Source organism: Gallibacterium genomosp. 1, assembly GCF_000771875.1.
Classification (GTDB): domain Bacteria; phylum Pseudomonadota; class Gammaproteobacteria; order Enterobacterales; family Pasteurellaceae; genus Gallibacterium.
Map to the genome: position 1 here is coordinate 17,622 of NZ_JPXX01000023.1, position 13,343 is coordinate 30,964.

The following is a 13,343-nucleotide window of genomic DNA, read 5'->3' on the forward strand; positions in this document are numbered from 1 at the left end:
ATAAATAGGAAAGTAAACTTTTTAACTCAAAAATATAATGGGGGAAATTGGGGTAGGTCGCGGAACGACCCACCCTATAAAATTTATTCGACTTTGAAAATCCAACCTTCCGGTGCTTCAATATCGCCGAATTGAATGCCGGTCAATTCTTTATAAAGTTTTTGGGTAACCGGACCAACTTCAGTTTCAGAATAGAACACGTGGAAATCATCACCATACTGAATACCGCCAATCGGGCTAATCACGGCAGCAGTACCACACGCACCTGCTTCAGTAAACTGATCCAACTGATTAATATAAACATCGCCTTCAATTGCTTTTAAGCCTAAGCGTTTTTCTGCAAGATAAAGCAATGAATATTTTGTAATACTAGGCAAAATGGATGGTGAATATGGTGTAATAAATTCGTTGTTTTTCGTAATACCAAAGAAATTAGCTGAGCCGACTTCTTCAATTTTAGTGTGTGTGGCCGGATCAAGGTAAATACAATCACTAAAATTACGTTTGTGTGCATCAGCTCCCGGAAGCAAACTCGCTGCATAGTTGCCTCCCACTTTCGCAGCACCAGTACCTTGCGGAGCTGCCCGATCATAATTAGAAACAATAAAGTTTGTAGGTTTTAATCCACCTTTAAAATAAGCGCCTACCGGACAACAGAACACGGTAAAAATATACTCCTTCGCCGGATGCACGCCGATATTTTCGCCAACGCCAATCAATAATGGGCGCAAATAAAGTGTCGCTCCGGTACCATAAGGTGCTACCCATTCTTCATTAGCTTTAACGACCTGCTTACAAGCATCAATAAACATTTCTACTGGCACGTGTGGCATTAAAAGACGATCACAACTGCGCTGCATACGTTTTGCATTTTCATCCGGACGGAATAGATTAATTGAACCGTCTTTGCAACGATAGGCTTTTAACCCTTCAAAACATTGCTGACCATAATGCAATGCCGGCGAACCTTCGTGCAGAACAAGTTGATTATCTTTAGTCAGTTCACCTTTTGACCATTTACCATCTTTCCAATGTGCGATGTAGCGATAATCGGTTTTGATATAACCAAAGCCCAAATTTTTCCAGTCAATATCTTTCATAATTCTTCCTTAATTTGTTGTGTCCTAAAAATTAGATATTAATCTACACCATAATAACGGCTTTGCAAGTATTTCTAACTGAGAGTGGGCTTTTTATAAGCAAAAACAAAAAGTGCGACTTTTATCAGCCGCACTTTTTATTATCAAGCGTTAAGGAGAATTTTATTTAACAAAATTTTCACCTAATTCAATGTCTGCTTTTAAAGTCGGCAACATTGCTTCAACTGCTGCTTTTTCAAATTCACTCAATGGACCAATCGGTAATAAGGCTTCAACCCCTTCTTTACCTAAACGAACAGGTTGTGCGAAGAAACGTGCATATTCACCGTTACCTTCAACATAAGTACATTCAACTACTTTTTCACCATTTAATGCACGAATAAGTGATAATGCGAAACGTGCAGCTGCTTGAGCCATAGATAATGTTGCAGAACCACCACCAGCTTTTGCATTAACAACTTCTGTACCAGCATTTTGGATACGTTTTGTTAACGGTTCGATCTCTTCCTCTTTCCATTCAACATAATGAACTTGTGATAATAATGGGAGAATAGTTACACCTGAGTGACCTCCAATAACCGGAACTTGTACTTTGCTAACATCAACATTTTTCAATTCAGCCACAAAAGTTTCTGAACGAAGAGTATCCAAAGTGGTCACACCGAAAAGTTTACGTTTGTCGTAAACACCAGCTTTTTTCAACACTTCTGCAGCAATTGCCACAGTAGTATTTACCGGATTAGTAATAATACCGACACAAGCTTTTGGACAAGTTGCAGCTACTTTTTCAATTAAGTTTTTCACGATACCAGCATTGATATTGAACAAATCAGAACGATCCATACCAGGTTTACGTGCTACACCTGCTGAAATTAATACAACATCCGCACCTTCAAGCGCAGGAGTCGGATCTTCACCGGCAAAACCTTTAACAGTAACCGCTGTCGGAATGTGGCTTACATCAACTGCCACGCCCGGAGTAACCGGAGCGATATCATATAACGCCAAATCAGAACCTGCCGGCAATTGTAGTTTCAATAATAAAGATAATGCTTGACCAATTCCGCCTGCCGCACCTAAAACAGCAACTTTCATTTGTATACTCCTTAATGGTTAGATAAATAATTAATGAAGAAATTCTATGCCTACTGTAACAAATTTTCAAACAAATAAATTCAATATTGAGAGCTATGCCACATTTTCTAACAAAAGTTTGATTTATTTTCAGAAAAAATACCACTCAACTATTTTTATGCAGTATAATTCCAATTTAATCTTCATTTCTGCATTTTTATGCAATTCTTATCTTGGTTACTATGGAAAATAAACAAGAAAAATTATTTTCAGCATTTAAATCTTTATTAGCAGAAGAAAAATTCAGTTCACAAAGTGAAATTGTCAACGCTTTAACCGATATGGGCTTTAAAAATATTAATCAATCCAAGGTTTCAAGGATGTTAGCAAAATTTGGTGCAGTGCGGACTAGAAACACAAAAATGGAAATGGTTTATTGTCTACCGAATGAGTTAAGCGTGCCGACAACCTCCAGCCCATTAAAAAATTTAGTACTAGATATCGATCACAATAACCACCTTATTGTGATTAAAACCAGTCCAGGAGCGGCGCAATTAATTGCACGCTTATTAGATTCCGTCAGTAAAGCTGAAGGTATTTTAGGAACTATTGCCGGCGATGACACCATTTTCGTGTCGCCGACAAGAGATATTCAAATTGATCAACTTATAGAGAATATTCAAGCATTATTCAACGATTCTCTATAATTTCACAAATGGGGAAGAGTATGAATATACTAATTACAGGCGGTACAGGTTTTATTGGTCGAGCGGTATTGAAACAGCTCGAAAGTGAAGGGAATCAAATTACGCTCATTTCTCGTTCACCAGAAATATATCGTTCTCAATTTTCCACCAAAACAACTATTCTTTCTTCTTTATCATCTTTCAAGAATTTAGATACATTTGACGCTGTAATTAACCTTGCCGGCGAGCCTATTTTTGATAAACCTTGGGATAATGAACAAAAGAAATGTTTGATCGATAGCCGTGTACATATTACACAGCAATTGGTTGAACTGATTAACAGAAGCAATCAACCACCACATACCTTTATTTCCGGCTCTGCTACTGGTTATTATGGGCATAATAATCAAACTACACTCACGGAAAAAATGCCTGCTGCTAATGATTTTCAAGGTCAACTCTGCAAACAATGGGAAAATACCGCTTTACAAGCGAATACACGAGTCTGTTTATTACGTACCGGCTTAGTATTAGGCAGTTACGGCGGTCTGTTAGCAAAAATTCTACCGTTATATAATCACTGGTTTGGCGGTAAATTAGGTAATGGTCAACAGATTTGGTCTTGGATCAGTCTTCCGGATATGGTTAATGCGATTATTTTTCTATTAAAAAACCCTCAGTGCAGCGGTGCTTTTAATTTAGTTTCACCAAATCCGGTCAGCAATCAGGAATTCAATAAAACTTTAGCAAAACTGATGAAGCGTATTGCTATCTGCCACGTTCCTGCGTGGTTATTACGCTTAATTCTAGGCGAGCAAGCCTCATTATTGCTAAATAGTCAGAAAGTTTATCCAGAAAAACTGCTAAAAGCCGGTTTTCAATTCACGCTGCCAACCTTAGCAGATGCCTTAAACAAAATTCTGAAAAACTGATTGTTTAAATATTGGTAATCACTGAAATAGCTTGCGGGAGGATCAAATCTCCCGTACTATCGCTACATCTTTTTTGTTTTCATCTCTTTTATTCAAATCGAAAACAAATCTATTTTAATCTTTTTCAATGCATTAAAACGCTGTAATTACTAACAATAACAAAATAAGGATAATGTATGACAGAACAAACTTTTATTTTAGGCAAAGATGCCGCTTTGGAAGATTCTATTTCCAACTTCCAACAAAAATTAAAAAATCTCGGTTTCAATATTGAAGAGGCCTCTTGGCTTAATCCGGTGCCTAATGTCTGGTCGGTACACATTCGTGATAAAGAGTGTCCGCAATGCTTTTCCAACGGCAAAGGTGCCAGTAAAAAAGCGGCTCTTGCATCCGCTTTAGGTGAATATTTTGAACGTCTTTCCACCAACTACTTTTTCTCTGATTACTATTTAGGCAAAAACATTGCTGACAGTGAGTTTGTTCATTATCCGAATGAAAAATGGTTCCCAATTGAGGATCCGGAATTACTACCGAATGGTATTCTTGATAATCAGTTGCTGGATTATTTTGATCCAAATCAGGAACTAACACCGGATCTATTGGTCGATATTCAATCCGGTAATGATGAACGAGGTATTGTTGCATTACCTTATGTACGCCAATCCGATCAAAAAACAATCTATATTCCACAAGCAATCATCAATAATCTCTATGTGTCTAACGGAATGTCTGCGGGTAACACACAAAATGAAGCTCGCGTGCAGGGGTTATCAGAAGTTTTTGAACGTTATGTAAAAAACAAAATCATTGCCGAAGCAATCAGTTTGCCACAAATTCCAAAACAAGTATTGGATCAATATCCCTCTGTGCACGCATCGATTGCTAAATTAGAGGAAGAAGGTTTTCCTATTTACGCATTTGATGCCTCATTAGGTGGACAATATCCAGTTATTTGCGTGGTGTTACTTAACACTCATAACGGCACTTGTTTTGCCTCTTTCGGTGCCCATCCTAACTTTGAAGTCGCATTGGAGCGTACTGTTACTGAATTATTACAAGGTAGGAGTTTAAAAGATCTTGATGTTTTTTCACCGCCATCATTCAATAATGATGATGTTGCCGATCACGCTAACTTAGAAACTCATTTTATTGATTCCAGCGGTTTGATTTCGTGGGATTTATTCAAACAACAAAGCGATTATGAATTTGTTCATTGGGATTTTTCCGGCACAACTGCTGAAGAATATGAAAATCTGATGTCTCTGTTCCACCGTGAAAATAAAGAGGTCTACATTATGGATTATCAACATCTCGGTGTTTACGCTTGTCGTATTATCGTTCCGGGAATGTCTGATATTTATCCGGCTGACGACTTAATTTACGCCAACAACAATATGGGAATGGATTGGCGTGAAATTATATTGGATCTACCTAATTTCAATCACGATCCAGAAACTTATCAGGAACTATTAGCAGAATTGGATGAACAAGCGATTGACGATGCAGTGCGTGTACGAGAATTTATTGGTATCATCGCTCCGAAAAATAGCAGCTGGCAAACATTACGTATTGGCGAATTAAAATCAATGCTTTATCTTGCCTTAGGTGATTTAGAAAACGCATTGGAATGGGCAACTTGGACATACCAAATGAATAGCTCTATTTTTAATGCTGAACAGGCTAACTATTATCGTGCTTTGATTAATAGCCTTGAGTTATTTTTAGATGAAAATCGTGATCCAGCACAATATCGAGAAGTATTTAATCGGATGTATGGTGAAAAAGCCGTTGATTTTGCTTGGAATGCTATTAATGGTGGCAATCCGTTCTTTTTATTACCAGCTAGCGATGAAACATTATCTAATTTTAATGAACATCAAAAATTATTACAGGCATATGAAAAACTACAAAAAGCAAAAAAAGTATTCTATTAATTAACATATCAGGTGTGCTTAAGGCACACCTCAGGTTGCTGACAAGCTTCTATTTTTGTATTACTAAAGTATAACTCCGTATCAAAAACTGCTCTTATCATTAATTTTAATGCCAAACGGTCATATTATAAAAGTCTTGGTTTGTAAAGTAGAGACAATATCAACACTCTTGTCCTTTTGTAAGGATTTATAATATCTTAGTAATTGCTTTTTCAGTCATTTTTCATTATTTATTATCCCTTTTTGTTAAAAATATCATCACTATTCAGGTGAAGATTAAAATAAAAGATAGTAAATCAAATTGGCTAACGTTTAGCGGTTGCTTTCAGTGTGTAATATTCGTAAGCGGATCCCTTAATACCATCAGCAGAAACTGCACTACCACCGTATTCAAGATTAAATCCAATTTTTTCTAAAAGCGGTGTAGCAACGTTCATAATGATATTTGATACTGAAATAGGTTTTTCTGCTTCCGCTTTATTTTCTTTCTGCTCATCTGCCTTTTTAATCTCTTCTAATGTTTTCGGTGTCTAATAAAGTTCGAGTTCTGAATTTGCATTTTACAAAAAATAAAAATTTATTTTTTATCTTCAATATTCACATAATTATTTCTTTTTTATAAAAAGTTTATCCACGACACAACCTGACGCACGGATTTTTCATTGTGCTATTAAAATAATGCTCAACTTAACAAACAGAGAGGGATTTTAATGGAAAATCAATATTATTTAGAAAGCAACGTTATCGATGGGCAAGGGAAGCAGGCAAGATTGAAAAAACTGTTGCGTCAGCTTAATCAGGGAATGCACGAGCGGAAGCATATTCTTGCGGTGAGTTTGTTGGCGGCAATTGCGGGGCATAACACCTTTCTTTATGGCCCACCTGGGACGGCGAAAAGTCTGATTTCTCGCCGTTTAGCCTGTGCTTTTGAAAGCAAAAATTATTTTGAATGTTTAATGAACCGCTTCACCACCCCTGAAGAAATTTTTGGACCGATTTCGCTTAAGGCGTTAAAAGAGGATAATTATGTACGGCAGATTGAGGGCTATTTACCCACCGCAGACTTTGCTTTCTTAGATGAAATTTGGAAATCTAGCCCTGCGATTTTGAACAATTTGCTCACGATTATTAATGAACATTTATTCAAAAATGGGAGCGACCGCATTGATGTGCCGTTGAAATCTTTGATTGCGGCATCTAATGAAATTCCTGAAGAAAATCAAGGCTTAGAAGCACTTTATGATCGCTTTATTGTGCGTATGCTCGTGCCGCCTATTCAAAACAATGCCACTTTCAACCAACTGCTCAATAGCAAGCCGAGTGCAGAAAAATTGTATATCGATCAAGATCTGATTATTAGCAATCACGAAATGCAGCAATGGAGGCCGCAAATTCAAGAAGTGCAACTCAGCGAAGAAACCCTTGAGGTGATTCAGCAAATCCGCCAGCGGTTGAGCCAAGCAGAGCAAGAGAAAAAGAAAAAAGCGTCTAAAACAAAGAAAGGCACGGCAGAAACCACTAGTACCGAAGAAAATACAGAGGAAGAGAAAGAAGAAATCCCATCTATCTATGTGTCTGACCGCCGTTGGCAACGGGCAGCGATGTTATTAAAAGCCTCTGCCTTTTGTAATGATCGCATAGAAACCAATTTTACCGATTTGTTTTTGCTCAAATATTGTTTATGGACAACGCCAGAAAATCGGGAATATATTGCGGAGGTTGTTGATTTAATAATTAGCATTCAAGCTAATAAAAAAACTGGCACGGATTTTATTCAGCTCTTTAGTTTAGAGAAATTAGAGAAAGAGATTTTAAATTTATATTATTATCAAGAAGATATATATCACACTGTAGTATTAGAAAATAGAAATGAATATTATTTTGTTAACATTAATACTTTAGATCATATAAATCCACACTTTAAAAATCTTATTTCTAAAAATATTAATATAATAGAACATATCAATTTTTACATTCCTATAGATAGAAAAATTAATGAATTATTTCACCCTATTGATTATTTAGGAAATGAAATGACAGAGTATAATATAAAAAAATAAAAAATAGTGAATTTATTATTTCACTTAATTTAAGAAAAGATTTTTTCTATTCTAAAATACCTATAATTTTTACACCTGACATTTTATTTAGAAAAAATGACAAAAAAACCATACACACGGAAAAGGAATTAATTTTATCAAGAAAACTAAATAAAAAGATAAAAACAATAGAAAATAAAATCAAGAAAGAGATAAAATCACTCAATATGGAAAGATATTATGATAAAAATATATTTTTATCTTCTAAAGAAAATAAAATAAATTCAATATCTATTATTAAAAATGAAAAAAATTTAGATATAGCAAAATTAGAATTAGAACGAATTAAAAACCTTATACCTATTCAATACAAATAAAATACATTATCAATCCTTATTATAATATAGAGAAAATATGAAACTATCAAAATATCAACAGAACATAATAGATTCAAATAATATTTTAGAAAATGAAACTCAAGCATCAGATCTACTGGCTAAGTATCAGTCATTTTGTCAAGAGATGAAAATATACTTTGATCATAGATTTTGGCAAAAAAAGCTACAAATTGAAAAAAATGATCTTTTCTGTAATTTTATAAAATTGAAATGGAAAAATGATCTTAAAAAACTTGAAGAACTCCATTACATCTTTAATAAAAGCATAGATGAAAAATTAAAAAAAGATCATAATAATTATCTAGAACATAAAAATAACGATGATAAATTTCTTTCTAAATACAAAAAAATACAGAAAAAAAATTATTTTGAAAAATATTATATTAAAATATCAGAATATGAAAATAATTGCTCAGAACTTTTCTTGGCACAAAAAGAACACTTAAAAAATAAAAATGAAAATTTATTTCAAAAAATAATATCTTTCCTAAACCTTAAAAATAGACATAGCTCAGATCCAGTTTATCAACTTCTCAAAGAGTACAAAGATTTTTGTTATGAAAACAATCACATTTTTGATAAAAGATTTTGGAATAAAAAAATAAACTCAGATGAGAAAAGCGAAATTATCTATAAAGATATATTAACACACTGGGCTAAAGAACTAGATAATTTAGAATTTAGATGGAAAAAATTTTGGATATCCTCAGATTCCAAATTTTTAACAAAATGGGGAGATTCATTATTAAACCATATCGATCATCTTTTTGAATCTGGGATTTCATTTGGCAATGAAATTAAAAATATTACTCCACAAGGTCTTGAATTTTTAAAAGAACTAAACAACAAAATAAAAAAGAATAAGAAGATAAAAGATCTTCTTAATTCATTAGGTCGTTCTTTTCAAAAAAGAGATAAAAAGAAGGTGATAAAAAAAGAAATAAAAAAAGAAATAAGGAAAGAGATAGAAAAAGAAATAGAAACTATTGAAAAACATAATCCTATCATTGATTACCACGCAAAAGAAGAAATTACAGGTATTTATTTAAGTAAAGAACTAGAGAATATCTTACCTGCTGAATTAGCATTATTAAACAATGAGGAAAGTGCGGTATTATTTGATCTTAAATTTTTAGAAAATAAATTAATGTGTTTTCAGCAACAAGGAACTACTCTTTCTACGGAAACCGAATATAAAATTAAACATAAAGAAATAGAGAAAGAAGTCGAGATTGAGGTCGAGGTTGAAGTAATGGTAGAAAATGAAAAGCTAGGTCCAGTAGTTTTATGTATCGATACCAGCGGTTCAATGATGGGCGATCCTGAAAATATTGCTAAAGCGATAGCACTTTATCTAGGTCAAGAAGCGAAAGCACAAAAACGGGCTTATTTTATTATTAACTTTTCTAAGCAAATTGTAACTTATGAACATACTAAGAGAAAAACTATTGAAAACCTTATTTCTTTCCTTCAAGGTTCATTCCACGGCGGCACAGATGTCGAACCAGCATTGAACTATGCATTAGATTTGTTGCAACGAAAAAACTATGCAAAAGCAGATGTCTTAGTGATTTCTGATTTTGAAATACCTCCATTTAGCTTAGAAATACACGAGAAGATAGAAATGCAAAAACAGAAGAAAACCAAATTTAATGCCTTAGCTATATCCAGTCAGAACAATATAAATTCGTTACTTTCCATTTTCGACAACCAATGGAAATACTCCCCAACAACAGGCGAAATTATTGATCTTACCAAGCCAACTTCATCGCCATAGCCTATACGAGCAACCATTAAATGCCTATTAACGCAATCAAACAGATAAAAAGCTATTTAGCAAAAATCTTAAATGCCACAACTCAAATGCTGGCATTTTATGACCTCGCTACCAAAAAAATTGCACTTACATTTTTGCTAATCTATGACGGTGTAAATACTCAACCACCGATGCGATAAAAGTCTTTAATTGCAGTGCTTATCATTCACTCTCTAAATCAAAGATCTAGCTTTTTACCTAGATCTTTGAAATCTGAGGTATGCTTAAGGCACACTATTTATATGCTTGCCTGAAAATCTACTTCTTTCCGATAATCTGTAAATAAAGTAGGTAACGTTTTCACAATCGCTTCTAACTGTTTTACTAATGGAAGAAGTGCTGATAACTCACTGTTCACGCTACCTTGTTGTTGTAAATCAGATAATAATTTTGTGACATCCAGCATTGATTGCTCAAATTCCGGCTTACTAAGTTGTGCAAAATTATCCAATATTTCCACAATATGACGAGAAATAGGATATAAATGAATTAGCATCTGTGTATTTAAATGTGAAACTCCCATTTGACTACGAAATGTTCCCAATGCAGCAATATAACTTAGTAAAGCATAGTTTGATTTTAGTAAATCAAAAGCATTGTTTAAACGTGATTTATCCTTGTAACCTTGATAATTAAGATTAGACACAGCAGTATTTAATGCCGTTGCATTATCATGTGCCTGACGGCGAATAATACGATATTTCAGATCATTATGATTACCAAATTGCAACTGCACAATAATCGTTAATAAATATCTCGCATTGCTCTTCAAAGCGTTAATTAACGTATAACTTAAACGTAGATATTTCCAATCCGGCCATAAATAAGAAACAGCTAATCCGGCAATAAAACAACCTATTAAAGTATCAATTGCTCTCGGTAAAGTAGCCGAAGCAATATCAACTCCAATAATATCAAAGCTCATTAATACCTGAATAGTAATAAAGAAAGTGGAAAAACTGTAATTATTGGTGCGGAAAAAGAAGAATAAAGTACTAGCAATCACCACAATTCCCAATTTACTTTCCAAACTAGTGGAAAAATAAGGTAATAATGAGCCGACTAATACACCTAAAATCGTGCCAATAATACGCTGTCTAAGTCGTGCTTGAGTAGTCGTATAATTCGGCTGGCACACAAAAACAGCTGTTAATAAAATCCAATATCCGCGCTCAATCGGCACATTATTAGCAATTAGGCAACATACCGTTACCACAATTGTTAAACGCACGGCGTGTCTGAATAGTTGAGATTCAAATGTACATTGATTTTTAATTACCCGAAAAATATTGGCCAATCCAGTAATACGATCCTGATGAATACGCCAATTAACTGTTGTTGTATCAATGTCTTTTGCTCTTGCATCTAAACGAGATAATTGCTGCTCTATTTTATGGAAACTCTCCAATAAAATATTAAGATTACTCAAATGTTCACAATGAGGAAATTGTTGTTGAAAATGTACATAAGACTGTTGCAACTGTTCAAACGCATATCTGAGTTTTTTATGATAAATAAAGTTTTCATTTTTCTGTAGATGTTTCGCAAACGCCTTGCATATTTTAGCTTGTAACTCAATTAAATAACGAATTCTAAAAATCAAATCACTATATTTCATATCTTCCAATAATTTTGGATAATCAAAATAGTTTGAATTAATTCTTTCGTGAATATCTTGCGCAATAAAATAACTATTAATCAATCTTAATGTTGTATTAGACACATAACCGCCGGAGGAGCGATAAAATAATGCACTTCGACAAAGATTAAAAGCCTGAACCACTTTACTGTTTGTCATCACCAATCGAGTTTGATATCGATCCAAATCCAGCTCTCGATTATCCGGATTAAATAACTCTGCTTTCGCCTGTAAATATTCTGCAAGTGATAAATAGGCTTTAGCTAAATTTTCTTGCACGGGTCGCAAAGGGAAAACCAGATAAACCAACATTGTTAAGAAGCTGTATAAAGATGTACCAACTAAAATAAGCAGTGGATTAATAAACCAAATTTGATTCGGATCATAAGCAAGAATAGTATAAAGTGCGACCACTAAACTACCGAACGCAATCGTATTATAACGTTGTCCAATTGCACCTAACATTGTGAATAAAAAAGTTAAAATCGCCATTATTAAAATAAATAAATAATGATCGACAAAGGTAATTTGAATAACTAAAGAAGAAATAGCAAAGGCGATTAATGTATAAAAAAGATTTTTTAATCTGCCACTTAAACGATTATCTAAATCAACCAAGCCACCGGCAATTGTCCCCAATATCAAAGGCATACTGACTGAAGCAATATTAAAATACCAAACAATTATTGAAACAATATTCACTGCTAAAAAAATAGGAATAATGGCAATAACCTTGCTATTTAACCAATTTGTATTTATTTTTTTTATTATTTGATGAATCATAATTCTATTTTTTAATCAAAAAATTTATTTTGTTTTAAAAAATTCGCATACTCTTTATCCACCACCCGTTGTCCAACCGGAAAGAGTGAAATACGAACCAATTTAAAATGCATAATGCCGGTCGGTATGCCGATAATAGTTAAACATTGAGTTACACCGACAATAATATGCATTATTGCCAACCACCAACCAAACAGAATAAACCAAATAATATTTAATACCGAACCTAGTCCATTCATTATCGGATGTTGCGGTTCAATCTGATTAATATGCACAATATCGTGACCAAAAGGGACTAGTGATAATTTAAAAATTTCCCAACAACTGCGTGTATAAGGCAATGTAACAATTAACATTGCACTAAAAAAAGAGGCGATTAGCCATCCTAATGAAGTGGCAAAACCGCCCAATATAAAATTTAAAAGATTAAAAATAAAATTCCACATATATTATTTCAAGCGCTCCGTTAAATAACCTTGATAATCAGGAATCTGAATTTCTGTTTCTTGCGTGAAGAATGGTGATGAAATTAAAAAATTAGCTGAAGCTTTGGTAATTGCGGTTGGAATATTCCAAACAGTAGCAATACGCATCAATGCTTTTACATCTGGATCGTGTGGTGCGGCATTCATCGGATCCCAGAAAAAAATTAAAACGTCTATTTTCCCTTCGGCAATTAATGAACCTATCTGTTGATCGCCACCCATCGGTCCACTCAATAGACTATGAATATTAAGCCCCGTTTCTTTTTGAATAAGATGGCCTGTCGTTCCAGTAGCCACTAAATGATGTTGTGATAATTGTTGCTGATGAGTTTTACACCACAAAATCAAATCCTGTTTACAATGGTCGTGTGCAACCAAAGCTACTGTTTTCTGCTGCGCCAATTTTCTAGTTGTTTGTTGCATAAATGACTCCTTTTTTATAAAAATAAAGCGGACA

12 protein-coding genes are annotated in these 13,343 nt (G+C 34.0%); 6 read left to right on the plus strand and 6 right to left on the minus strand.

Features of this window, described 5'->3' with window-relative positions; genetic code table 11:
- Positions 1-83 precede the first annotated feature (83 nt).
- Positions 84-1,100 (minus strand): branched-chain amino acid aminotransferase, encoded by a 1,017-nt coding sequence (locus JP36_RS08345; protein WP_039173816.1) that lies wholly within the window; start codon positions 1,098-1,100, stop codon positions 84-86.
- A 162-nt stretch (positions 1,101-1,262) separates the two neighbouring features.
- Positions 1,263-2,195 (minus strand): malate dehydrogenase, encoded by a 933-nt coding sequence (mdh, locus tag JP36_RS08350; RefSeq protein ID WP_039173818.1) that lies wholly within the window; start codon positions 2,193-2,195, stop codon positions 1,263-1,265.
- Positions 2,196-2,416: 221 nt separating this feature from the next.
- Between mdh and argR the strand changes: the two genes are divergently transcribed.
- From argR to ycaO, 3 genes are all read left to right on the plus strand, one after another.
- Positions 2,417-2,881, plus strand: a complete 465-nt coding sequence (gene argR, locus JP36_RS08360) for a transcriptional regulator ArgR (protein ID WP_039173821.1) — start codon at positions 2,417-2,419, stop codon at positions 2,879-2,881.
- A gap of 20 nt (positions 2,882-2,901) precedes the next feature.
- A complete protein-coding gene (locus JP36_RS08365) occupies positions 2,902-3,792 on the plus strand; it encodes a TIGR01777 family oxidoreductase (RefSeq protein ID WP_039173823.1) in 891 nt (296 codons plus the stop codon).
- 176 nt (positions 3,793-3,968) lie between these two features.
- The gene (gene ycaO, locus JP36_RS08370) at positions 3,969-5,726 is read left to right on the plus strand and encodes a 30S ribosomal protein S12 methylthiotransferase accessory factor YcaO (protein WP_039173824.1); all 1,758 of its coding nucleotides are present in this window, start codon (positions 3,969-3,971) and stop codon (positions 5,724-5,726) included.
- Between the two features lie 305 nt (positions 5,727-6,031).
- Here ycaO and JP36_RS11860 read toward each other — a convergent pair whose 3' ends face one another.
- The gene (locus JP36_RS11860) at positions 6,032-6,163 is read right to left on the minus strand and encodes a hypothetical protein (protein ID WP_013745100.1); all 132 of its coding nucleotides are present in this window, start codon (positions 6,161-6,163) and stop codon (positions 6,032-6,034) included.
- Between the two features lie 273 nt (positions 6,164-6,436).
- Between JP36_RS11860 and JP36_RS08375 the strand changes: the two genes are divergently transcribed.
- The 3 genes from JP36_RS08375 (at position 6,437) to JP36_RS11530 (ending at position 10,119) form a co-directional block, all read left to right on the plus strand.
- Positions 6,437-7,786, plus strand: coding sequence for an AAA family ATPase (locus tag JP36_RS08375; protein ID WP_052119475.1), 1,350 nt, complete (start codon positions 6,437-6,439; stop codon positions 7,784-7,786).
- A 393-nt stretch (positions 7,787-8,179) separates the two neighbouring features.
- Positions 8,180-9,940 carry a VWA domain-containing protein gene (locus tag JP36_RS08380; protein ID WP_039173826.1) on the plus strand — a complete coding sequence of 587 codons (1,761 nt, stop codon included), beginning with the start codon at positions 8,180-8,182 and terminating at the stop codon, positions 9,938-9,940.
- 20 nt (positions 9,941-9,960) lie between these two features.
- Complete coding sequence (locus tag JP36_RS11530) at positions 9,961-10,119, plus strand: hypothetical protein (RefSeq protein ID WP_155275202.1); 159 nt, start codon at positions 9,961-9,963, stop codon at positions 10,117-10,119.
- Positions 10,120-10,217: 98 nt separating this feature from the next.
- Here JP36_RS11530 and yccS read toward each other — a convergent pair whose 3' ends face one another.
- Genes yccS through JP36_RS08395 form a run of 3 tightly spaced genes read right to left on the minus strand, consistent with a single transcriptional unit; the run spans position 10,218 to position 13,309 of the window.
- Positions 10,218-12,401 carry a YccS family putative transporter gene (yccS, locus tag JP36_RS08385; RefSeq protein ID WP_039173828.1) on the minus strand — a complete coding sequence of 728 codons (2,184 nt, stop codon included), beginning with the start codon at positions 12,399-12,401 and terminating at the stop codon, positions 10,218-10,220.
- Between the two features lie 11 nt (positions 12,402-12,412).
- A complete protein-coding gene (locus JP36_RS08390; protein ID WP_039173829.1) occupies positions 12,413-12,847 on the minus strand; it encodes a YccF family protein in 435 nt (144 codons plus the stop codon).
- A gap of 3 nt (positions 12,848-12,850) precedes the next feature.
- Complete coding sequence (locus tag JP36_RS08395; RefSeq protein ID WP_021462214.1) at positions 12,851-13,309, minus strand: methylglyoxal synthase; 459 nt, start codon at positions 13,307-13,309, stop codon at positions 12,851-12,853.
- Positions 13,310-13,343: the final 34 nt, after the last annotated feature.